This is a genomic window from Streptomyces sp. NPDC090077 (genome assembly GCF_044747545.1).
Taxonomy (GTDB): domain Bacteria; phylum Actinomycetota; class Actinomycetes; order Streptomycetales; family Streptomycetaceae; genus Streptomyces.
Genome location: NZ_JBIVEG010000003.1, coordinates 213,402 through 235,708, shown reverse-complemented (window position 1 = coordinate 235,708; position 22,307 = coordinate 213,402). Strand labels below are relative to the sequence as shown.

Genomic DNA, 22,307 nt, shown 5'->3' with positions numbered 1-22,307 from the left:
CTCACCTCAACTCCACAGACAGTGGAAGCAGGAATGCGTTCCGGACCTTGTGAGGGTCCATCCCGAGAATGACCTGCTGCAGTGCCGGCAACGCGACCAGCGGCGCGATGTCGAGCTCGCCCGCCGTCATCAAGTCACGGAAGAAGTAGAGCACTTCCAGACCCGGAAAGGTCACGGAAAGCCGCCGAATGGCCGCCTGATCAACCTCTGCGTCTCCGCCTTCGAGGATCAGATTGGTGACGGCCGCCAGCACGGCATCTGCCGGGAGGGTGGTCAGCGAGGCAGCGGACACCGAGAGGGAAGTCACGGGCAAGGCAAGGATTTCCTGCCACTCCGCTGTCGTAGTCGGCAAGGATGGGGGGTTGAGAACCAGCCGCCGAAGATGAGGCACCGCCCCGAGCCCCCGCAGTGCGAACGTGGGTCCGGGCTCACCCGAGATGATCAGTTCGTCGAGCGGAGCGTCTCCAGGCAGCTCCTCGGCCGTCCAGGTCATCGCGACGGGACCATCGACCCGGAGCGATTCCAGCTTGCTCAGCCCTGAGATCGCACGCAGGTCCGGATCCGCTCTGGGGGTTTCGATCACCAGATGGCGGAGCGGTAGCCCGTTCAGACCCGAGAAGTTCGCCAGCTCTCGGCAGCCCCTGATGGAGAGAGATTCCAGAGCGGCCTGCCCTCTGAGGAAGTCCAGGTCATGCAATGTGGCGCCGTTGAGCAAAATGACCGAAGGGCTGCACCGGCCGATGAACGCCGCCAGCGCTTCCCCGGACACATTGCTCCTGACGTCCAGTCTGTCGGGCCGCACTCCCAGGCGTTCCAGTTCGGAGAGCTGTTCGTCGGACTGCACGGTGTACATGAGATCCGTCGGGTCAAGGCCGGCAATGACCGCGTCTGCGTACGCAGCGCTGCCGAAGCGTGACCAGGCCCAAACGAGCTGGGAGCGAACATTAACGGATGCGTGCCTCGCAAACCGCGCAAGGAAGGGGACGGCAGCTTCCGACGCAACGTGCGAGGCCGCGATCACCACGTGGTGCGCGGGGTCGCCGTCGAGCCCCTCAGGTCCGGGGAGGAGGTCCAGGATCAGCGGGCCGACTTCTGCCAGGGCGCGTGCTTCCTCGTACCCGCTCGGCGGAATGAGTGTCGCTGTGCGGGCCTCTACCTCCGCACGCGTCTCGGGCGCGAGTCTGGTCGCTTGTTCCAGGCAGGCCGCCGCCAGGAGGTAGACCCGTGCCTGGGTGCGGCGGTGGGAGGAGCCGTCCCCCAGGGCGAGCAGGTCGCGGAAGATCGTCACGCGTTCGGCCGGGCGGGCTAGGGCGACCGCCATCCGGATGACGTCCTCCCACTGGTCGTCGTCGGCGTGGGCGGTAAGCAGCCCGAAGTCGCCGTCTTCCACGGCGGCTCGTGCACCGAGGAAGTCCTGGAAGGTGCGGTGGACGAAGTCCACCGTGCCGGGGGCCGGTTCGCGGAGCAGGCCGCTGCGCTGGAGGAAGTGCTCGAAGACCACCGGGGCCTCGCCCAGGGCGGCCGCCTCCGGGACGGCGGGCAGGGCCCGGGCGATGATGTCCTCGGCCCGTGAACGGTCCATCTCCGTACGGCCGTTCTTGATCAGCCAGTACGCGAGGCGCTGGAGCAGGTCGAGCTGCGGCTCCTCGCGGAGGTCCGGGAGGCGCATGTCCCGTTCGCGGTCGCGGCGGCTGAGCAGCATGGACAGCGCCGCCTCGTAGAGGTCCTTGCGGCCGTGGGGGAGGTAGCCCCGCCGGTCGCGGTGGAGGGCGCAGATGAGGCCGCACATCAGGGGGTTCGTGGCGAGTCGGCCGAGGTCGGGCTTGAGGCGTACGGCGCTGAGTAGCTGGCTCTCGTACGCCTCCAGCTCAGTGTCCTTGTCGGTGCCCTGGCGGGCCGCGGCGTGCCAGCGCCTGATGAAGGTGGCGATCTCGGCGGGGCCCATGGCCGAGAGGGTCATCTCGGTGAAGCCTTCCTCCTCCAGCCAGTCCATGCCGACGGCGGAGGGGCGGGAGGTGACGAGCCAGCGGTTGTCGCCGTCGTACAGGTCCATGAGGTCCCGCAGCCAGGTGCGGGCGCGTTCGCGTTCGCGTTCGGGGACCTCGTCGATGCCGTCGATCAGGACCAGGCCCCGGCCGGTGGCGAGCACCCGGTGCGCCCAGCCGTCGGGCTGGCTCCCGCCCAGCGGGCAGCCGGCGGCGGTGAGGAAATCCCGTGGCTCGGGGAGCCGTTCGCCGTGGCGGGTCAGGGTGCGCAGGGGCAGAACGAAGGGGATGCGGTCGTCCAGGTACGCCATCTGCGGCGGGAGGTCCTGCCGGGCGGCGGCGACGGCCAGCCACTGGACGAGGGTGGTCTTGCCGGAACCGGCCTCCCCGCGCAGCAGGACCCGAGGAGTGTTGGCGAGGGCCTGGTCGGCCGGTTGCGTGGCGACGGTGTGCAGGTACTTCCTCAGGTTCTCCAGGGCCTTGATGCTGTCGCCAGTGGCGCGGACGCTGTCGTCCGTCTCGTCGACGGTCCAGCCCTCGGGCAGCTCCCCCGGCTTCCACGGCCTGGCCGCCTCCAGACTCAGGTACGCCGCGTCCAGCGGCCACCGGTTCGGGGTGTTGCCCAGGTCGATGCCGTAGATGGTGAGCTTCGCGTGCCTGCGGGCCACGTACGGGAGGTACTGCTCCTCGAACGCGGCGTCCTCCGCCCCCGGGAGGGGGTCGCGGCGGATGAGTTCGTCGACCTTGGCCGTGAGCTCGGCGATGCCCCGGGTCTGGGACACCAGGGCGTGGGGGACGAAGGTCGAGCGTTGCGTGAAGAAGTGCAGGATGTGCAGGCAGGCGGAGTCGAGCAGGCGCTCGTAGAAGTAGGTGGCGTCCGATGTCAGTTCGCGCTGCGGACGGCCGGCGACGTCCCGTAGCGCGCGGGCGAAGGCGGCCGCGCCGAGCCTGACCGCGTCCACGTCGGTGATCGTGAGGTCGCCGAGGGCGTGCAGCGTGGTGGCGAGGGCGTCCGTGACGGCCTGTTGTTCGTCGGCGGCGATGGGGCGTTCGCCCGTGCGCAGGGCCTGGCGGACCAGTTTGCCCGCCAGGGTGCGCAGGTCGGCGTCGGTCAGGGTGCGCTTCTCGCCGGTGAAGGAGACGTGCCCGGAGATGCGGACCGGCTTGTCGACCAGGCCCGCGCCGGGGCCTTCGCTGACGAAGAGTTTCCTGACGAGCGGGCCGATGGCCGCCGACGCCAGCCGTGTGCCGATGATTCCGGGCTCCATGTCCGTCCCCCCGCGACGTCCTGTCCGTTGCGGGGATCCTATGGGGCCCGGGGCGCGGCCCGCCGGGAAACTACGCGTCGACCAGCACCGGGTCCGGCGTGCCGAGGGCGGCGCGCAGCGTCCGGGTGCGGGTGGCGGGGTCGGTGGCGGACAGGAGGGCCGCGAGGACGGCGATGCGGGCCTGGCCGGCGCGGAGGGTGCCGGTGGGTACGGCTCCGGCGGCGACGAGGTCGACCGCGCCGCCGTGCGTGTAGATCTCGGTGACCGGGCCGGCGGCGACCCGGGTGGTCAGGGCGACGAGGACGCCCCGGGCGACGGCGGCCCGTACGGCTTCGACGATCTCGGGGGTGGCGTTGCCCGCGCCGGTGCCGATGAGGACGATGCCCTGGGCGCCGGCCTCGACGGCGGCGTTCAGCAGCAGCGGGTCGGCGTCGGAGTGGTGCATGACCATGTCGACGCGCGGCGGGAGCTCCGGCATGGCGGGCAGGGCGAGCGGGGCCGGGCGCTCGGGCTGGCGGAGTACGGCGACCTTGCCGAAGCCGATCTTGCCGAGGAGTTCCTTCGAGGGGTCCGCGAACGCGTCCAGGGCCACGGCCTGGGTCTTCACGGTGCCGCGGGCGGCGTGCACCCGGCCGGCGAAGGTGATCAGGACGCCCAGCCCGCGCGTGGTCGCGGCGGTGAGGAGGGCGTCGTAGAGGTTGCCGGGGCCGTCGCCGTCGGCGGAGCCCATGGGGAGCTGGGAGCCGGTGAAGACGACGCTGCGCGGGTCGTGGTGGTGCAGGTCGACCAGGAAGGCCGACTCCTCCAGGGTGTCGGTGCCGTGGGTGACGACGATGCCGTCGACGCCGGGGTCGGCGAGGACCTCGTGGACGGTGCGCAGCAGGGTCAGCTGGTGGGCGGTGGTGAGGCGGGGGCTGTTCACGCTGAACAGGTCGACGACCTCGACGCTGACGCCCTCGGGCAGCGGTGCGGTGGCCATGACCTCGCGGCCGTCCGCCTCAGCGGCGAAGCCCGAGCCCATCCACCGGCTGGCTATCGTCCCGCCGGTGCTGATGACGACGATGCGGCCCATGGTCACCCTTTCCTTCGTACAGATTTTCTGGAGGGGGCAATGATAGTGAGATCTACGCGCAATGCGATTGCGTGTTCGGGCCCGGCCGTAACAAAGGCTGGGTGATAATTGCGCGATGGACGCGATCGACCGTGAAATCTTGCGCGAGCTCCAGCGTGACGGCCGGCTCAGCAACCAGGAGCTCGCCCAGCGCGTGGGCCTGACCCCCTCCCCCTGCATGCGCCGGGTGCGGCAGCTGGAGCAGGACGGGGTGATCCAGGGGTACCGCGCGGTGATCGACCCGGAGGCGGTGGGCCGCGGCTTCGAAGTGCTGGTGTCGGTGGAGGTGCGCCGGGACCGGGACGCCGTCGAGGCCTTCGAGGCGGCGCTCCAGGACATCCCCGACGTGGTGGAGGCCTACCGCCTGTTCGGCAGCCCCGGCTGCCTGCTGCGCATCGCCGTCGCGGACCTGCGTGCGTACGAGCGGCTGTGGATCGAGCGGCTGACGGCGCTCGAAGGGGTCACCGAGGTCAACTCCCAGATCATCATGAAGCGCGTCAAGGACCCCACGGGCCTGCCCGTGTGAGCCGGCGCCACCACTGCGGCCTGCGGATATCACCGCGGGCCGGGAGGCGCACGGCGAGCGATAACCCTCCAATAAGGCCCCCGCATAGCTTCTGGAATCCAGAACGGATGCTCACACCAGAAGGGGGTGCCGCATGGACTTCCGGCTGCTCGGGCCGATCGAGGCCAAACGGGGAGGCGGCGCTACGATCCCGCTCTCCGGTTCGAAGGTGCACACGGTGCTCGCCGCGCTGCTGCTGTCCGAGGGGCGCGTGGTCTCCGATGCACGGCTCAGCGCGCTCCTGTGGGGGTGGGACCCGCCGGCCACGGCGAGCGCGCAGATCTACACGTACATGTCGAGGCTGCGCAAGCACCTCGGCGAGGAGATCGAGATCGTCCGGCGCCAGCCCGGCTACGTGCTGCGGGCGCCCGGGGCGTGGATCGACCTGACCGAGTTCGCCCGGCTCGACCGGCTGGGCCGCGAGGCCCTCGCCGACCGGCGCTTCGAGGAGGCCGGGGCGCTGCTGCGCGACGCGCTGGACCTGTGGCGGGGCACCGCGCTGGCCAACGCGACCGAGCAGATGATCGAGGCGGAGCTGCCCCCGCTGGAAGAGGCGCGGATGATCGCGCTGGAGAGCCGGATCGAGGCCGACCTGGCCGTCGGGCGGCACGAGCAGGTGACCGCCGAGCTGACCGGGCTGGTCGCCGAGCACCCCGTACGGGAACGGCTGCGCGCCCAGCTGATGACGGCCCTGTACCGCTGCGGGCGGCAGGCCGACGCGCTGCACACCTACTACGAGGGGCGCGCGGTCCTCGCCGACCAGCTGGGCGTGGACCCGGGCGAGGCGCTGGGCTCCACCTACCAGGCGGTGCTCGGCGGCGGACTGGGCCTGGCCTCGGCCGCGCCCCGGGCGTCCGGCGCGGAGGGCGCTCCGGCGGCCGCGGCGGCTCCCGCGGGGCGGTCCGCGCCCTCGACCCTGCCGGCGCCCTACGGGGAGTTCACCGGCCGGGGGGCCGAACTGGCCGCGCTGCGCGAGCGGCTGACCCGGGAGGACGGCCGCCCGCGCCGGCTGCTGATCACCGGCATGGCCGGGGTGGGCAAGACGGCGCTCGCGGTGCGCGCGGCCCAGGACTGTGCCGCACGGTTCCCGGACGGGCAGCTGTACGTGGAGCTGTGCCATCCGGACGGCGCCCCCAAGGAACCCGCCGAGGTGCTGGTGCGGCTGCTGCGGGCCCTCGGGGAGCCGCCGCCGGCGGCCGCCGCGCAGGACCTGGAGGAGCTGGTGCGGCTGTACCGGACCCGGACCTCGGGCGCCCGGCTGCTGCTGGTCCTGGACGGGGCGGTGGGCGACCGGCAGGTGGCGCCGCTGCTGCCGGGCGGACCGGAGGCGGCGGTGCTGATCACCAGTCAGGCCCGGCTGGCGCGGGTGGCGGGCGCGGACACCACCGCGCTGACCCCGGTCGACGACGACGAGGCGATGGAGCTGCTGGCCTCGCTGGTGGGCCGGGACCGGCTGGAGGCGGATCCGGACGCGGCCGACGACCTGGTCGCGTACTGCGCGGGGCTGCCGCTGGCCCTGTCGGTGACCGGGGCCCGGCTGGCGGCGCGGCCGCACTGGCCGGTGGCCCGGCTGGCGGCCCGGCTGGCCGATCCGGACGGCCGGCTGGCCGAGCTGGCGTACGGGGACGTCAGCGTCCGCGAGGCGCTGGTGCACTGCGTGCGCCGGGTGGGCGGCCCCGAGCTGGCCACGCTGACCGGGCTCGCCGACTGGGACGGGGAGCCGTTCTCCGCCCAGTACGCGGCGCTGGTGCTCGGCTCGGCGGAGGAGGAGGCGGAGGCCGCCCTGGACGCCCTGGTGGACGGCGCCCTCATGGAGCTGTCCGGGCTGGACGCCCAGGGCAGGCCGCTGTACCGGTGCAACGACCTGGTGCGGCTGCTGGCGGCCTCGCTGACCACGCGCGACGCCTTCCCCTCCGCCGCGCGGTGACCGTGCGGCGGGCCGGGCACCTACGGTGCGGCGCTCACCAGGAGCTGTGGGAGCGCGGCCGGAAGGTGCCGGCCGGCCGCAGGGCGGGTTCGATGGTCTCCCGGACGATCGTCCAGACGTCGCCGACCACCCGCTCGCGCGGCGGGCGCGGTGACCGGGCGAGGGCGTCGGCGGCGATGGCCCAGGCCGACGCGACGGCGGCGGTGGCCCGGACCTCGGCGGAGGGCTTCGCGGCCTTCGCCCGGGCCCGGCCCACGTCGATGCGGAAGGCGAGTTCGGCGGCCTGGCCCCGCTGGACCTCGCGGATGAGCCCGGTGACCGGGAGCGCGAAGACGGCGGGTGAGAGCGGGTGTTCGTAGACCCGGCGGACCCAGGTGGAGAAGCGCAGACGCTCCCGCTCCTCCCAGCCGCCGCGCGCGGCCGGGCCCGGGTCGTCCTGCTCGACGGCCTCCGCGATCTGCGTGAAGTAGTCGTCCAGGTCCTGGGCGGTCAGGCCCAGAAGCCGGGTGCCGGCCGGGGCCTGGGGGGCCGGGTGGCCGGGGCGGGGGCTGGCGGCGATCAGCTCTTCCACGGGGAAGAAGGACTCGATGGTCATGGCGCTGCGGGCCTTTCTTTCGCTGAGGCGGTACCGGGGCGGTCGGGTGGGGCGGGGCGCGTGGACGGGCGCAGGGACGGGTGCCTGAGGGGCGGTACGGATGCGCTGCGGGTGCGGTGCGGTTGCGCGGCAGGTGCTCCGGGTCAGCCGGCGGGTGCCGGGTCGGTGTGGTGGTGGACCGGGCCGTGCGCGGCGGGTCCGGCCGGCCGGGCCAGTGCCACCGCGACGTCGTCGAACACCCGGAGGTCCTCGACGGTCCAGGCGGTGGTGCGGCCGCGGTGGGTGTGGGTGATCCGGACCGGTCCGGAGCGGGCCGGATGGGTTTCCAGCAGGCCGAGTTCGACGCCGGACAGGCCGAGGCCGGTGGCCTTGACCACGGCCTCCTTCCGGGTCCAGATCCGGTGGAAGGCCGCGTCCCGTTCGGGCCCCTGCGGCAGGGCGGCCAGGTGGGCGCGCTCGGCGGGGGTCAGGTCCGGGTCGGTGGTCGCCGAGCGGCGTACGGGACGCAGGGCCTCGGCGTCGATGCCGATCGCGGGGCCCGCGCCGAGCACGAAGACCCCGCAGCCGTTGGTCCGGCTCGTGCTGAGGGCGAGCGGCACCGGCGGGACGAGCAGCCGGGGCGGGCCGTGGCTGCCGTCGCCGCAGCCGGGACAGTCGTGCCGGCCGAGGGCGATGTCCCGGGGGTCGAGGTGGAACAGGTCCCCGAGGGCCCGGCGGGCCGCGGCGCGGGAGCGGACGAAGGCCGCGGCGTCGCGTTCGGCGGGCAGGGACAGGGCCCGCCGGAACTCCTCGGTGTCCAGCAGCGGCAGATCGGCCGGGTCGGTGTTCTCGGGCGGACGCCACCACCAGACGTGGGCCTCCCCCTGGGCGCCCAGGGCGCCGGCCGCGGCGATGGCCGCGCCGTGGGCAGGCTCCTCTTCCCTCCATGCCATGCGATCCTCCCTTCTTCTCCCCCGTCGGACAGTGCGGGAACTGCGGCCCACCGGTGGATGAACCGGGGACAAAGCCGCCCCATAAGCATTCGGCGGGCAACTATGTCCCGCCTATACCTATTTCCGCTGCCCCTTCGGGAGTGTTTTCCATAGGAATGTAATAGGGCGCGTCCGGAAACTGACTCGGGTCAAGGCTCATCTACCCGAGGAATTCTTCATGCCAAGGATGCGAGAGCACACCCTCACCCTTCCCGCGGCCGGCCCGACGCCGGACGCCGTCACCCTCACGGATGCCGAGCGCGACGAGCTGATCGCGCTGGCCACCGGGGTGCTGGAGTCCGGCCCGGCGCTGATCGACGAGCCGGCCTGGCTGGACGCCGTCCGGGACGCCTCGTCGATGCTGCCCCGCCGGATCCTCTCCGAGCTGCGCCGTTTCCGGCACGACGCCGGACCGGACGCGGTGCTGCTGCTGCGCAACGTGCCGGTGGTGGCGAACGACCCGCTGCCGGAGACTCCGAGCGTGCCCGGTTCCGTGGAGCGGCTGCCGGCCGTGGCGTCGGCCCTGGTCACGGCGGCGATGCTGCAGCTCGGCGAGGTCATCGCCTATCGCAGCGAGAAGACCGGGGCCCTGGTGCAGAACGTCGTTCCGGTGCCGGGGAGCGAGAATTCCCAGAGCAATGCAGGATCGGTTCTGCTGGAACTTCACGTCGAGAACGCATTCCACGACAACAAGCCCGACTACGTGGGGCTGCTGTGCGTGCGCGAGGATGCGACGGGCGATGCGAAGCTGTGCACGTCCTCGATACGGCGGGCGCTCCCGCTGCTTTCCGAACGCACGGTCGCGGTCCTGGCCGCGCCCCGTTTCCTCACCGAGCCGCCGCCGTCGTTCGGCGTCCTGAACTCCGTCACGCCGGCGCACCCCATCCTGGTCGGGGACCCGGAGGACCCGAACGTCCTGGTGGACTTCGCGGCGACGCACCCCTTGGACGACGAGGCCGCGGCCGCCATGGCCGAGCTGCGCGAGGCGCTCATGCGGACCATGTCGGCCCTGGCGCTGCGGGTCGGCGACCTCGCCGTGGTGGACAACCGGCTCGCCGTGCACGGCAGGACCTCCTTCACCCCTCGCTACGACGGCCAGGACCGCTGGCTGCACCGGGTCTACGCGCACCTGGACCACCGGCGCAGCCGGGTGGACCGCAAGGGCGGCGGGGCGGTGCTCGACTGAGGACCGGACCGCACGCACCGAAGGCCGGAGGGCCGGCCCCCGCGAGGGGGGCCGGCCCTCCGGCCGTTGCGCCGTTACTGGCGCGAGCCGATGACGTCCGCCGGGCGGCCCGCCAGGGCGAGGCGGCCCGGGACCAGGGTGGCCAGGGCGGTGAGCACCGCGGCGAAGCCCAGCACCCCGAGGTACATCCAGGGGTCGATGGACGGGGACGCGGAGCCCGTCATCCCGACGCTGAAGGCGGTGAGCACCGCGAAGGCGATGCCGGTGCCCAGCACGGCGGAGATGAGGACCACCAGGGCGGACTCGATCCGGAGCATGCCCATCACCTGCCGGCGGGTGGTGCCGACGAGCTGGAGCAGGGCGAACTCGCGGATCCGGTCGGAGACCGACATGGCCAGCGTGTTGACCACGGCGATCGCGGTGAAGGCGATGATCAGGCCCATCGCCACGTAGTTGACCTCGGCGTTGGACTGCTGCACCTCGGCCTGGAGGTCCTCGACCTGGTCGCGGTCGAGGACGCCGACTCCGGGCAGGGCTCCGACGGCCTTCTGCAGCTCGGCGCGGCCGGGCCCGCCGTCGCCGGCGGTCTTGACCAGCAGTGAGGAGGCGAGCGGGTTGTCGACGTGCTGGACGACCAGTTCGTGGGACATCGTCAGGTCGCCGAAGCCGAGTCCGCGGTCGTAGACGGCCGCGACGTTCAGCTCGGTCTCGGTGCCGTCGCCGAGGGTCAGCTTCAGCTTGTCCCCCGGCTTCTTGCCCAGGTTGTCGGCGGCGACGTCGCTGAGGGCGACGGACTGTGCTCCGAACCCGTCCAGGGTGCCGGCGCTGACGCCCGGGTCCCAGGTGTGGGTCAGGCCCTGGGTGGAGACGCCCTGGGCCGGGTACTTCTCCAGGCCGACGCGCACGGAGGTGCGTACGACCTCGGTCACCGCGGTGACGCCGGGGACCCTTCGGAGGCTGTCCGCGGCCTGCGCGGGCACTCCGGGGCCGGCCGAGCCGACGACCCAGTCGGCCTTGTTGCCGGCCTTGGCCTGGGCGGTGGCCGCCGCGCCCATCGTGGTCTGGACGAAGAACACCGTGCAGGCCATGCCGATCAGCAGGGCGAGCGGGGTGACGGCCGCGGACAGCCGCTTGGTGTTGGCGCGGGCGTTGGCGGTGGCCAGGTACCCGCCGACCCGGGAGGCCTTGAGCGGGACCCCGAGGACGGCGACCGCGATCCGGGCGATCAGCGGGCCGAGCAGCGACACCGCCACCGCGAGGACCACGACGGACAGGAAGGTGACCGGGGTGGAGGCCGGTTCGCTGCGCAGCACCGAGAGGACCGCGAGCAGGACGATCCCGCCGGCCAGGAACGCGGCGCCGGCGCCGAGCCGGCCCCAGGCGAAGTTCCGCTGCTCCATGGCCGCCTCGGACAGGGCCTCGGCGGGGCGGATGCGGGCGGTGCGGCGGGCGGAGATCCTGGCGGCCGCCCACGCGCCCAGCAGGGCCGCGCCGATCGCCGCGAAGAACGGGAAGACGCTGAAGGTGACTTCGAGGGTGTCGGGGATCGCCTTGAAGCCGACGAACTTCCCGTGCAGCCAGTAGGCGATGGGCAGGCCGGTGACCGAGCCGAGCACGCCGGCGAGGGCGCCGACGATCAGTGCCTCGCGGCCGATGAGCTGGCGGACCTGCTTGGGCGTCGCCGCGATGGCGCGCAGCAGGGCCAGTTCGCGGTAGCGCTGCTGGATGGACAGGGCGAAGGTGCCGACGACCACGAGGATCGCGACGAGCAGCGAGGTGCCGCCGATGGCGCCGCCCATGGAGACCAGCTTGATGCGGGCCTTGGCCGCGTCGAGGAACTCGACCGGGCCGCGCTCGCCGCCGGTGACCACCTGGGCGGTGGTGCCGTCGAGGGCCTTCTTCACCTGGGCGGCGAGGTCCGCGGTGGACACGCCGGGCTTGGCCAGCACGCCGACCACGGCGACCTGTCCGGCGCGGCCGGAGAGCCGCTCGGCCTCGGCGTCCGAGAAGAACAGCGAGCTCTGCTGCTCCAGGTCGCCTCCGGCGGGGGCGGCGATGCCGCTGACCCGGTAGGTGCGCGGGGAGCCGGTGGCCTGGACGGTCAGTTCGGTGCCGGTCCTGATGCCGGCCCGGCGGGCGAGTTCGCGGTCGACGACGACCTCGGCGGCGCCGGCCGGGGCGGCGCCCTCGGACAGGGTGAAGGGGGTCAGGGCCGCGGAGGTCCAGGAGTGGCCGTAGGAGGGCTTGCCGTCGACGCCCGGGACGATCTGCCCCTTGGGGCCGACCGCGTAGGCCGGGAAGGTGACCTCGGGCAGGGCGGCCTTGACGCCCGGCAGCGAGCCGAGGGCGGTGGCGGTGTCGGCGGGCAGCCAGACCCGCTCGCCGAGCGGCTTCTCCTTCTCCTTGGTCTTGGTCTTGTCGCCCTTGTTCTTGACGGTGACCTGGTGGACGTTCTGGTCACCGCCGACGATCACCGGGGCACCGGCGTAGCGCTCGGTGCCGATCTCTCCTCTTAAACCCGTCTCCAGGAGGATGCCGCAGGCCGTGACGAGCGCGGCGGCGCAGAAGAGTGCGAGGAAGGCCCCGATGAAGCCGCCCTTGCGGGCGCGCAGGGTCTGCAGGGCATAGCGCAGCATCAGGCCCACGCTCCCAGGTGGGTCATGCGGTCGGCGACGCGGTCGGCGGTGGGGGCGTGCATCCGGTCGGCGATGCGGCCGTCGGCGAGGAAGAGGACGGTGTCGGCGTAGGAGGCGGCGACCGGGTCGTGGGTGACCATGACGACGGTCTGGCCGGTCTCGTCGACGCAGGACCGCAGCAGGGAGAGGATCTCCTTGGCGGTCACCGTGTCGAGGGCACCGGTGGGCTCGTCGCCGAAGATGACGTCGGGGCGGGTGATCAGGGCGCGGGCGATCGCCACGCGCTGCTGCTGGCCGCCGGAGAGTTCGGCGGGCCGGTGGGTGGCGCGGCCGCCCAGGCCCACGCGGGTGAGGATCTCCTCCAGCCAGGCCGCGTCGAGGCGCTCGCCGGCCAGGCGCAGCGGGAGCTCCACGTTCTGGCGCACCGACAGGGCGGGGATGAGGTTGAAGGCCTGGAAGACGAAGCCGATGCGCTCGCGGCGCAGCTTCGTCAGCTGGGTCTCGTTCATCCCGCCGAGTTCGGTGTCGCCGATGAAGGCCTTGCCGCTGGACGGCTTGTCGAGGCCGGCCGCGCAGTGCAGGAAGGTCGACTTTCCGGAACCGGAGGGTCCCATGACGGCCGTGAACGAGCCGCGCTCGATGCCGACCGAGACTCCGTCCAGCGCGCGCACGCCGCGCCCGCTCTTTCCGTACTCCTTCACGACCCCGTCCAGGCGCAGCGCGAACCCGGGGGATCCGGTGCTGCTCTGCCCACGGAGGCTGTTCGTCTGGGTCCGCATGCGCGACCAGTCCTTCCCATGCGTTTGAGGGGGGTATGTCAGCAGCCCCATCCGCCCAAGTCGGCGGATGCAACACGCCGATCCTTGAGGGCGGGTCTATATTCCCTCTACGCGAGGAGGCCCCGGGCGCACGGTTTCGGCCGGGGGCGGTGCCCTCCGGCCGGAACCGTGCGGTCCGGGGCCGTTCGGTGAGCGGGGAGCGGTCAGCGGGGGCGGCGGCGGCCGCGGGTGAGGCGGTACGCGAGGGCGGCGAGGGTGGCCGCGGCGCACAGGGCGTAGCAGGCGACGACCCAGGCGGCGGGGGTGCGGCCGGCGCCGAGGCCGTGGACGAGGCCGACGGCCCAGCCGGCGTACGCGGCGCCGTGCAGGACGCGGAACGGGCGGATCCAGCGGCGGGTGGCGAAGACGCCCCGCCACAGGCCGGTGAGCAGGGCGAGGACGAAGAGCTGGGCGGCCAGGGTGCCGAGGTCGACCAGGAGGTCGCCGCTCCCCCAGCCGAGTACGGCGTCGACGGCGTCGATCCGCTCCCCGGCGACCTTGACGCCGATGTGGACGAGGAGGAAGCCGACCCCGGCCAGGCCGGCCGCGCGGTGCAGCAGCTGGGCGAACTGCCGCCGGGCCGGGGTGAGCACGTCGCGGAAGACGGTGGCGAGGCCGAGCATCACGGAGCCGGAGAGGGCGACGAGCGCGAACACGCCGGCCATCCGGTCCAGGAACTCCTGGACGGCGCCGCCGGCGAGGGGGCCCGCGCACAGCAGCAGGGCGACGACGAGCAGCCCGCCGGTGACGGCCGCGGCCCCGGGGGCGGGGGTGTGCGGGGGCCCTGGCCGGGCGGGGGCGGGGGCGGGCGCGGCGGCGGGGGCCGGGGCGGCGGCAGGCGGGGCGGCGGGGGCCGGGGCGGTGGTGGGGGTGGCGGGCTGGGCCATGGGGAGCTCCGGGAAGGGGTCGGTCCTCCGTGCGGGGAGGTCGGCCGGACCGGGCCCGGACCCCCTGGGGGGGCCGGGCCCGGAGCCGGGTGGTGGACGCCGGCGCCCTGCCGGACGGGAGGCCGGCGGGGCGGGGTCAGGACGGGCGGTGGCGGTGGACGGGGCCCAGGGGGGAGCCGTCCACCGGGCGGGCCAGGGAGGCCGACCAGTTGCCGTCCAGGTCGAGGTCGTCGATCTGCCAGCGGCTGACCTCGCCCTGGTAGCCGTGCTCCACCTCGACCGGGCCGGGCGTGCCGGGGGTGACGTCCAGGGCGTTGAGGTCGATCCCGAGCAGCCCCAGCCCGACCCCCTTGAGCACGGCCTCCTTACGGGTCCACACCCGGTGGAAGGCGGCGGTCCGCTCCGGTCCGGCGGGCAGCGACAGGATGTACGCGTGCTCGGCGGGCGCGAGCACCACACTGGCCAGGGAGCCGGACTCCACGGGCCGCAGCGCTTCGACGTCCACCCCGATCCAGTCCCCCGCGTGCAGGGCGAGGACCCCGCAGCCGCTGGTGCGGGTCAGGCTGACGGCGAGCCCGACGGCGGGACTCGCCACGGCCGGCGGGCCGTGCTCCAGGTCCCCGCAGCCCGGGCAGACGCGGCGGCCGAGGGCCACCGTACGGGCGTCCACCCCCAGCAGCCCGCCGATCGCGCGGCGGGCGGCGGCCCGGGTCCGGATGAACGCGGCGGCGTCCTTCTCGGCCCGGTAGCGGCGGGCGCGTACCTGCTCGACCTCGTCCAGCAGGTCGAAGTCGGCCTGGTCCACCCGGTCGTCGAGCGGCCACCACCACACGTGTGCCTCGCCCGTGGCGCGCAGTCTCGCGGCCTCCCGTGCGGCCGTTGCGGGCACGGGCAGCACACCGGTCGTGGCGGTGTGGTCGATGCGGCCGCGCACGGCGGTCAGGGTCTGGCTCGTCATCGGGTCCTCCTCTCCCCCTTGAGGGCGTTGTCAGGTCAGTCCGCCGAGGCGCAGGAGCAGGTCCTTCACCTCGGTGGCGTGGTAGCGGGGCCGCTCCTGGGACGGGTCCGAGCAGAGCAGCACGGGCGCGTCCCGGTCGTCGCCGGGCAGGCGTCCGTGGCTGCCGCGGACGCAGCCCGGGTCGAGCGGCACCACCTGGAGCGGTGCGCGCATCCCCGCCTTCTTCTTCAGCACCGCGAGGGCCGCCTTCGCCTTGGCCGCCGGATCGGCGGGGTCGAAGAACAGCTCGGCCGGGTCGTAGCCCGGTTTGCGGTGGATCTCGACGCCGCGCGCGAAGTCCGGGGCGCGGCCGTCGTCGAGCCAGTAGTAGTACGTGAACCAGGCGTCGGGTTCCGCGACGGCGACGAGTTCGCCGGCGTTCGGGTGGTCGATGCCGTAGTCGGCCTGCTGGGTGCGGTTCCAGATCTCGTCGACCCCGTCCACGGACTTCAGTACGTCGCGCACGCGGGGGATGTCGGCCGGGTCGGCCACGTAGACGTGGGCGGCCTGGTGGTCGGCGACGGCGAACGCCCGGGAGGTATGCGGGTCGAGGTACTCCATGCCGCGCTGGGTGTAGACGGACAGCAGGCCCTCGCGGCGCAGCGCGCGGTTGACGTCCACGGGCCGGCTGACGGGCGAGATGCCGTACTCGCTGAGGGCGACGACGGTGGTGCCGCGGTCGCGCAGGTCCGCCAGGAGCGGGCCGAGGGCGGCGTCGGCCTCGCGGGCGGCCCGGACGGCTTCGGGGCCGTCGGGGCCGAACCGCTGGAGGTCGTAGTCGAGGTGCGGGACGTAGATGAAGGACAGGTCGGGGTCGCGGGTGTCCGCGACGTGCCGGGCGGCGCCGGCGATCCACCGGGTGGAGGTCAGCGACGCGGTCGGACCCCAGTAGTTGAAGAGCGGGAACTCGCCCTGTGCAGCGCTCAGTTCGTCGCGCAGGGCGGCGGGGACGGTGTAGCAGTCCGGGGCCTTGCGGCCGTCGTAGTGGTAGACGGGGCGCGGGGTGAGGACGGTGTCGACGTCCGCGCCCATGGCCCACCACCAGCACAGGTAGGCGGTGGTGTGGTCCGGGTCGCGGCGGCGGGCGGCCTGCCAGACCTTCTCGCCGCGGACCAGGGCGTTGTGCTGGCGCCACATCATGACTTCGCCGTGGTCGCGGAAGTACCAGCCGTTGCCGACGGCCCCGTGTTCGCGGGGCGGCAGGCCGGTGGTGAGGGTGGCCTGGACGGTGGCGGTGACGGCCGGGAACACCGTGTCGAGCGGGGCGGCGAAGCCCTGCTCGCCGATGGCCCGGACGTTCGGCATGTGCGGCAGCAGCCGGGGGGTGAGGCCCACGGTGCACAGGACCGCGGTCTTCTTCCGCCGGACGGCGGGGACGGGGGCGGGGACGGGGGCGGTCATGGGCCGGGCTCCTTCTGCGCGGCGGGTGCGGCCGGGGTGGGGCCGGCCGGGGTCGGGGTGAGCGGGGTCAGGCCGAGCGCGGTGAGTTCCCGGGCCGTCCAGGCGAGTTCGGCGGCGATGCCGCGGGCGAGGCCGGCCCCGCCGACGGGCCGGGCCTCCTCGGGCAGCACGGACCAGGTGTAGGTCTCCACCTCCACGTGGTCGGTGACGGCGTGGTCCCCGCCGAACAGGGTCCGCAGGGTGTCGCGCAGCACCGGCCGGGTGGAGGCCAGCGGCGGGGCCGGCTCCTCGTGCAGCGGCACGTGGTAGTGGATGCGCCAGGGCGCCTTGCCCGGCAGGGCTCCGGCCAGGGCCGGCCCGAGGTCGTCGGCGCCGTACAGTCCGGCGCCGTCGGGTCCGGCCTCGCGCGTCTGGTGCAGGAACCGCGGCTCGGCGAAGGCGGCCAGCGCCTCCCGGACCCGTGGGTCCTGCGGGTCGGCGGCCTCCAGGGCGCTGGAGGCCTGGAGCTTGACGACCTGGACTCCGGCCGCGAGCAGCCGGGCGACGGCCGTGTCGGGGTCCTCGTGCGCGACGGCGAGGTGGCAGGCGTCCAGGCAGAGCCCGATCCGGTCGTGGTCGACGTCGGACAGCACCTCGACGGCCTGCTCGGTGGTCTCGGCGACGCAGCCCGGCTCGGGCTCGACGGCGACGCGCACGGTCCGTCCGGTCTCCGCCTCGATCCGGGCGAGGCCCGCGGCGAGCGCGTCGAGGTTGCGGGCCGCTGCGGCCGTGCGGGTGCGCGACCAGGCGGTGCGCCAGGCCAGCGGCAGCGTGGAGACCGAGCCGCGCCGGGCGTCGTCGGGCAGCAGTCCGGCCAGGATCCGGGCCAGGTTCAGGGTGTAGTCGAGCCGGGCGGGCTCGGACCAGTCCGGGTAGTACACGGCCCGCTTGACCACGGGCGCGTGGAAGCCCCGGTAGGGGAAGCCGTTGAGGGTGACCGTCTCCAGGCCGCGCGCCGTGAGCTCCCCGCGCAGCCGGGTGACGGCGGCCGGGTCGGCGGCGAGGGCCGCGGCGGCGTCCACGGGCAGCCACAGACCGAGGCCGACGAGGGGTTCGCCGGCGGCCCGGCGGACCGGTTCGGCGTACGCGTCGAGCTGGGCGGTGATCCCCTCCAGGGTTTCGGCGGGGTGCACGTTGGTGCAGTAGGCGAGGTGGACGGTGGTGCCGTCCCGGTGGCGGAAGCGCATCAGGCGTCCCTTCCTCCTGATCAGTTTCCGCCGCGGGCGATGGAGTTGCCCGCGTAGAGGCCGGCGGCCTGGACGTCCGTGTAGCCGTCGAGGCCGAGGCGGCCCGACTGGGCGTAGAAGGCGACCGGGTTGCGCCACAGCACGCGGTCCACGTCGTCCTCGTCGAAGCCGGCGGCGAGCATGGCCTCGGCGGTGGCCCGGGTGAGCAGCGGGTCGCTGTGGCCCCAGTCGGCGGCGGAGTTGACGAGGATCCGCTCGGTGCCGTGCTCCTTGAGGATGGCGACCATGCGGTCGGGGGTCATCTTGGTGTCGGGGTAGATGGAGAAGCCCATCCAGCAGCCGGAGTCGCGGACCTCGCGGACGGTGACCTCGTTGAGGTGGTCGAGGACGACGTGGCCGGGGTCGATGCCCGACTCGCGGATCACGGCGAGGGAGCGCCCGGTGCCGCCGGCCTTGTCGCGGTGCGGGGTGTGGACGAGGGCGGGCAGGGCGAACTCGACGGCGAGGGCCAGCTGGACGGCGAAGGCGTGGTCCTCGGCCTCGGTGACGGTGTCGTAGCCGATCTCGCCGACGGCGACGACCCCGTCCTTGGCAAGGTAGCGGGGCAGCAGGTCCAGGACGGGGGTGCAGCGCGGGTCGTTCGCCTCCTTGGGGTTGAGGCCGATGGTGCAGTGGTGGCTGATGCCGAACTGGGCGGCGCGGTAGGGCTCCCAGCCGAGGAGGGCGTCGAAGTAGTCGGTGAAGCTGGCGGGTGAGGTGCGGGGCTGGCCCAGCCAGAACGCGGGCTCGACCAGCGCGCGCACGCCGGCGGCGTGCATCGCCCGGTAGTCGTCCGTGGTGCGGGACGTCATGTGGATGTGCGGGTCGAAGATGCGCATGGTCGGGCTCCGGTAGGGGTCGGTGGGTCAGTGGTCGAGGGTCGCTACGGCCCACAGGTCGGCCGGTACGGTGCGGCCGGCGGCGCGCCGTTCGGCGGCGAAGCCGTGGGCCATCCGGGCGAGTTCGGCGTCGCGGCGTTCGTGCAGGCCGGCCACCTTGGCCAGCGGGATGCCGGTGAACAGGCACTTGAGGACGGCCTGGCGCCAGCGGTACTGGTCGAGGTGGGCGCGGGCGTAGGGGCCGAGCGCGGCGGCGATGAGCCGGTTGTCGTTGGTGCGCACGGCGTCGTCGGTGAGGTGCACGGCGCGGTCGCCGACCGGCAGGAACGGCAGGGAGCGCAGCACGCCGCGGCGTTCGGCCGCGTCGCCGTGGGCGTACCGTGCGGCGGCTTCTGCGGCCAGGGCGGCGCCGGTGGTGCCGTAGCGGGTCAGGGCGAGGAGCAGGACGGTGCGTACGGCGTCCTCGACGGCCCAGTCGGCCCAGCCGGGCAGGGGGCCGCGGCCGTACTCGCGTCCGGCGGCGGGGAAGCGGCGGTCCAGGGCGGCGGGGCCTTCGGCCGCGACGGCCTCCTCGGCGGCGGTGAGCCGGCTGCGGTGCTCCTGGTCGAGGACGGAGCGCAGGGACTCCCGGAGGGTGCGCAGGGTCAGCGCGTCGTGCACGGCGCCGTCGGCGAGGGCGGCGGCGGGCGGGGCGAGGGTGGGGGCGGTCATACCGGTACGGCCTCCTTCTGGTGGGTCCGCTGCTGCGGGCGGCGGCCGGCGGCCGCGTGCAGGAAGGCGATGCTGTGGCGGGCGGATTCGGCGCCGGCGTGGCTGTGGCGCGGGAGTTCGACGGAGACGAGCCCCTGGTAGCCAGTGTCGGCGAGGGCGCGCAGGACGGGCGGGAAGTCGATCTCGCCCTCGCCGAAGGGGAGGTGTTCGTGCGTGCCCCGGCGCATGTCCTCGATCTGGACGTGGGCGAGGCGGTCGGCGGCCAGGGCCACGCAGTCGGCGACGGGCCAGGGCTCCAGGCACCGGCAGTGCCCGAGGTCGAGGGTGAGGCGGAAGCGGTCCGGCCGGCCGAGGTCGGCGAGGAGCCTGCGGTAGCCGGCGAGGTCGGCGACGAGCATCCCGGGCTCGGGTTCGAAGGCGAGGTCGATCCCGGCGGCGTCGGCGTGCCCGACGGTCTCGGCGCAGCCGTCGACCAGCCGTCGCCAGGCCTCGTCGGCGGTGGTGTCCGGGTCGGCGGTGCCGCTCCAGAAGTGGACGGCCCCGGCGCCGAGTTCGGCGCCGATGGCGACGGCCCGGCGGAGCAGGTCCAGGCGCAGCCGGCGGCCCTCCGGGTCGGCGGACAGCAGGGTGGGGCGGTGCTTGCGGTACGGGTCGAGGAGGTAGCGGGCGCCGGTCTCGACGACGACGGCGAGGCCGGTGCCGTCCAGGACCCGGCGGACGGTGTCGACGCGGGCGGCGAGGTCCCGGGCGTAGGGGTCCAGGTGCTGGTGGTCCAGGGTCAGTGCGACGCCCTCGTAGCCGAGGTCGGCGAGGAGCCGCAGGGCGTCGCCGAGGCGGTGGTCGGCGAGCCCGTTGGTGCCGTACGAGAACCGGAGCGCGGCGGGTGCGCTCATGTCGGGGAGACCTTCCGGGCGAGGCGGCGCGCCACCGGCAGGGCGGCGGCGAGCACGGCGGCGGTTCGGGGGGCTCCGGCCCGCGCGGCCAGGGCGGCCTGGAGGGGCAGGAGGGCGTGGATGCCGGCGCCGACGGCCCGGCGCACCTCGGGGGCGGCGGGGTGGCGCAGCACCCGGGCGAGGGCGGGTCCGTAGCCGGCGCCGTAGAGGGCGAGGGCGGCGCCCTGTGCGGGTCCGGTGCCGCGGCCGAGGGTGCCCGCGGCCGCGGCGGCCGAGGCCAGCGCGGTCAGGGCGGCCTCGTGCGGCGGGGCGCCCGCGACCTCGTGGCGGCTGAGCCGGGTCAGGGCCAGGGTGTGCCCGGCGACGGCGGCGGCCGGCCCGAGGGCCGGGCGGGCCGGGCCGGGGCCGGTGCCGTGCAGGACGTCGAGGCCGCGGGCGGCGGCCATCACGGCCGGCCCGAGAGGGGTGTTCTTGGCTCCGAGGTCGTAGGCCCACACGGCGGCGGCCAGGGGCAGGGTCCGGGTCAGGACGGTGCGCGGCCCGCCCGCGAGGGCGGCGGCGCCCAGTCCGGCGGCGGTGAGCGCGGCGGCCGTGGCCAGGGCGGCGCGGGGGCTGATCCGGCCGGACGGCAGGGGCCGTTCGGGCCGCTCGGCGGCGTCCTGCTCCCGGTCGGCCCAGTCGTTGAGGGCCATGCCCGCCCAGTAGAGGCAGACGGAGGAGCCGGCCAGGCCCAGGGTGCGGGGTCCGGCGCCCCGGCCGGCGGCCAGCGCCCCGGCGAGGACGTCGCCGGGGACGGTGATCGCGGCCGGGGCCCGGAGCAGCTCGGCGTAGGCGCGCAGGGTGCGGCGGGCCCGGAAGGCCCGGCCGGGGAAGGGCGGCAGGTGCAGCGGCCCGCCGGGGCCGGAGGTGCGGGGCCGGCCCGCCCGCCCCGCCGCGGCGGCGGCGGTCGCGGCGGGGCTCGGGGCCGGGCCGGCTGCCGCGGTCACGGCCGGATCCCGGTCAGCGGGTCCGGGCGTACCGGGGCGGGGGCGGTGGCGGGGGCGGTGGCCCAGGCGCGCAGGGTCTCGTACTGGAGGGTGAGGTTGTGCTCGGTGGAGCCGGCCGGGTCCTTGAAGAAGAAGCCGAGGGCGGCCAGTGCCCCGGCCTCGCCGCGCCGGCCGGCCAGCGCGGTGAGCCGTACGAGGTCCAGGACCAGCGGGGCGGCGAGCGCGGAGTCGCAGCCCTGCCAGGTGAACTGCATGGTCATGCGGACGCCGAGGAAGCCCTCGAAGGAGATGTGGTCCCAGGCGGTCTTCCACTCCCCCATCTCGGGGACGTTGTCGATGTGCGTCTGCCCCTGGACGGCGTGCCCGACGGTCTCCTCCAGGGAGCGCTGCTTGGACTCGGTCTTGGAGCGGGCGGCCGCCGGGTCGGCGAGGGTCGCACCGTCGCCGCCGCCGAGCAGGTTGGTGCCGGACCAGGAGCGCAGGCGCAGCGCGCGCTGGGTGAACATGGGCGCGAGGGCGCTCTTGACGAGGGTCTCGCCGGTCTTGCCGTCGCGGCCGGCGTGCGGGACGCGGCGCAGCCGGGCCAGTTCCTCCAGGGCGGGCAGGGTGGCGCCCGCGGAGGGGGTGAAGTTGACGTAGGAGCAGCCGGCGGTGAAGGCGGCGTAGGCGTAGAGGGAGCTGGCGGGCAGGGTCACCGAGCCGGCGGCGAGGGCCGCTTCGAGGGCGGCGAGGCCGAGGAAGGCGGGGTCGGGCTCGGGCAGCGGCTCGGTGGAGGAGACGTTGACCACGACGACCTGTTCCAGGGCGTGCCGGTCGCGGAAGGAGGCCATGTCCTCGGCGAGGCGGGCCGCGGTCTCGGACTGGCACTCGCCCGGGCGGGCGGACCCGTCGCGGATTTCCAGCTCGGCGGCGGCCAGCGGGGTGTCCAGCGCCCCCAGGACGGACGCGGGCAGCACTCCGGCGTCCACGAGCTGCCGGGCCCTCGCCGACAGCGGGGTGCCGACGACGTCGTGGCCGCCGAACACCAGGTCGGCGAGGGCCGGGAGGGGTGCGTCCGCGAAAGGGGGGGTTTCGGTGACGCACCCGACGGGGGAGGCGGCACCCGCGACGATGGCGGCGGCGCCGGCGACGGCGGCCGTGGCGACCGAGCCTCGCGCGCCGACCATCCAGACGCCGATTCGGGGTGCTGATCCGGTCGTGTCTCGCATGGTGTGCCTTTCCTCCTGGCTCTTTGGGGGTGAGGGGTCCGGGGCCCGTCCGGTACGG

Annotated in this window: 18 protein-coding genes; 3 read left to right on the top strand and 15 right to left on the bottom strand. The window is 74.4% G+C overall.

Annotation, left to right across the window (positions count from 1 at the left end; genetic code table 11):
* Position 1 precedes the first annotated feature (1 nt).
* On the bottom strand, positions 2 to 3,253 hold the full coding sequence (locus ACIPW5_RS07950; RefSeq protein WP_401241864.1) for an NACHT domain-containing protein: 3,252 nt from the start codon (positions 3,251 to 3,253) through the stop codon (positions 2 to 4).
* A 70-nt stretch (positions 3,254 to 3,323) separates the two neighbouring features.
* A complete protein-coding gene (locus tag ACIPW5_RS07945; RefSeq protein WP_401241863.1) occupies positions 3,324 to 4,325 on the bottom strand; it encodes an asparaginase in 1,002 nt (333 codons plus the stop codon).
* A 115-nt stretch (positions 4,326 to 4,440) separates the two neighbouring features.
* Between ACIPW5_RS07945 and ACIPW5_RS07940 the strand changes: the two genes are divergently transcribed.
* Positions 4,441 to 4,890 (top strand): Lrp/AsnC family transcriptional regulator, encoded by a 450-nt coding sequence (locus ACIPW5_RS07940; protein ID WP_042802011.1) that lies wholly within the window; start codon positions 4,441 to 4,443, stop codon positions 4,888 to 4,890.
* Positions 4,891 to 5,023: 133 nt separating this feature from the next.
* Positions 5,024 to 6,856: a BTAD domain-containing putative transcriptional regulator gene (locus ACIPW5_RS07935; RefSeq protein ID WP_401241860.1), complete on the top strand. Its 1,833-nt coding sequence runs from the start codon at positions 5,024 to 5,026 to the stop codon at positions 6,854 to 6,856.
* A gap of 34 nt (positions 6,857 to 6,890) precedes the next feature.
* Here the strand turns inward: ACIPW5_RS07935 and ACIPW5_RS07930 are convergent, their stop codons facing one another.
* Entirely contained in the window at positions 6,891 to 7,451 is a 561-nt protein-coding gene (locus ACIPW5_RS07930; RefSeq protein ID WP_401241857.1) for a hypothetical protein, read from the bottom strand.
* Positions 7,452 to 7,594: 143 nt separating this feature from the next.
* Positions 7,595 to 8,383 carry a 4'-phosphopantetheinyl transferase family protein gene (locus ACIPW5_RS07925; protein ID WP_401241855.1) on the bottom strand — a complete coding sequence of 263 codons (789 nt, stop codon included), beginning with the start codon at positions 8,381 to 8,383 and terminating at the stop codon, positions 7,595 to 7,597.
* Between the two features lie 217 nt (positions 8,384 to 8,600).
* On the opposite strand from ACIPW5_RS07925, the gene ACIPW5_RS07920 reads away from it, so the two are divergent.
* Entirely contained in the window at positions 8,601 to 9,608 is a 1,008-nt protein-coding gene (locus ACIPW5_RS07920) for a TauD/TfdA family dioxygenase (protein WP_401241852.1), read from the top strand.
* Between the two features lie 74 nt (positions 9,609 to 9,682).
* On the opposite strand, the gene ACIPW5_RS07915 is transcribed toward ACIPW5_RS07920, so the two are convergent.
* The 11 genes from ACIPW5_RS07915 to ACIPW5_RS07865 all read right to left on the bottom strand — a co-directional run bounded on the left by ACIPW5_RS07915 (position 9,683) and on the right by ACIPW5_RS07865 (position 22,249).
* Positions 9,683 to 12,244: an FtsX-like permease family protein gene (locus ACIPW5_RS07915; RefSeq protein WP_401241850.1), complete on the bottom strand. Its 2,562-nt coding sequence runs from the start codon at positions 12,242 to 12,244 to the stop codon at positions 9,683 to 9,685.
* Positions 12,244 to 13,023 (bottom strand): ABC transporter ATP-binding protein, encoded by a 780-nt coding sequence (locus ACIPW5_RS07910; protein ID WP_362461037.1) that lies wholly within the window; start codon positions 13,021 to 13,023, stop codon positions 12,244 to 12,246. The genes ACIPW5_RS07915 and ACIPW5_RS07910 overlap by 1 nt, the downstream gene beginning before the upstream one ends.
* 203 nt (positions 13,024 to 13,226) lie before the next feature.
* Positions 13,227 to 13,949, bottom strand: a complete 723-nt coding sequence (locus tag ACIPW5_RS07905) for a hypothetical protein (protein WP_401241847.1) — start codon at positions 13,947 to 13,949, stop codon at positions 13,227 to 13,229.
* A gap of 136 nt (positions 13,950 to 14,085) precedes the next feature.
* On the bottom strand, positions 14,086 to 14,907 hold the full coding sequence (locus tag ACIPW5_RS07900; RefSeq protein ID WP_401241844.1) for a 4'-phosphopantetheinyl transferase superfamily protein: 822 nt from the start codon (positions 14,905 to 14,907) through the stop codon (positions 14,086 to 14,088).
* 30 nt (positions 14,908 to 14,937) lie between these two features.
* Positions 14,938 to 16,347: an alkaline phosphatase family protein gene (locus tag ACIPW5_RS07895; RefSeq protein ID WP_401241841.1), complete on the bottom strand. Its 1,410-nt coding sequence runs from the start codon at positions 16,345 to 16,347 to the stop codon at positions 14,938 to 14,940.
* The gene (eboE, locus tag ACIPW5_RS07890; protein ID WP_401241839.1) at positions 16,344 to 17,573 is read right to left on the bottom strand and encodes a metabolite traffic protein EboE; all 1,230 of its coding nucleotides are present in this window, start codon (positions 17,571 to 17,573) and stop codon (positions 16,344 to 16,346) included. Before eboE ends, ACIPW5_RS07895 begins: the two co-directional genes overlap by 4 nt.
* Before the next feature lie 20 nt (positions 17,574 to 17,593).
* Positions 17,594 to 18,451: a TatD family hydrolase gene (locus ACIPW5_RS07885; RefSeq protein ID WP_401241836.1), complete on the bottom strand. Its 858-nt coding sequence runs from the start codon at positions 18,449 to 18,451 to the stop codon at positions 17,594 to 17,596.
* 27 nt (positions 18,452 to 18,478) lie between these two features.
* Positions 18,479 to 19,162, bottom strand: a complete 684-nt coding sequence (locus ACIPW5_RS07880) for an EboA domain-containing protein (protein WP_401241833.1) — start codon at positions 19,160 to 19,162, stop codon at positions 18,479 to 18,481.
* Positions 19,159 to 20,055, bottom strand: coding sequence for a sugar phosphate isomerase/epimerase family protein (locus ACIPW5_RS07875; RefSeq protein ID WP_401241831.1), 897 nt, complete (start codon positions 20,053 to 20,055; stop codon positions 19,159 to 19,161). Before ACIPW5_RS07875 ends, ACIPW5_RS07880 begins: the two co-directional genes overlap by 4 nt.
* A complete protein-coding gene (locus ACIPW5_RS07870; RefSeq protein WP_401241828.1) occupies positions 20,052 to 21,041 on the bottom strand; it encodes an SCO3242 family prenyltransferase in 990 nt (329 codons plus the stop codon). The genes ACIPW5_RS07875 and ACIPW5_RS07870 overlap by 4 nt, the downstream gene beginning before the upstream one ends.
* Positions 21,038 to 22,249, bottom strand: coding sequence for an inositol-3-phosphate synthase (locus tag ACIPW5_RS07865; RefSeq protein WP_401241825.1), 1,212 nt, complete (start codon positions 22,247 to 22,249; stop codon positions 21,038 to 21,040). Before ACIPW5_RS07865 ends, ACIPW5_RS07870 begins: the two co-directional genes overlap by 4 nt.
* Positions 22,250 to 22,307 lie beyond the last annotated feature (58 nt).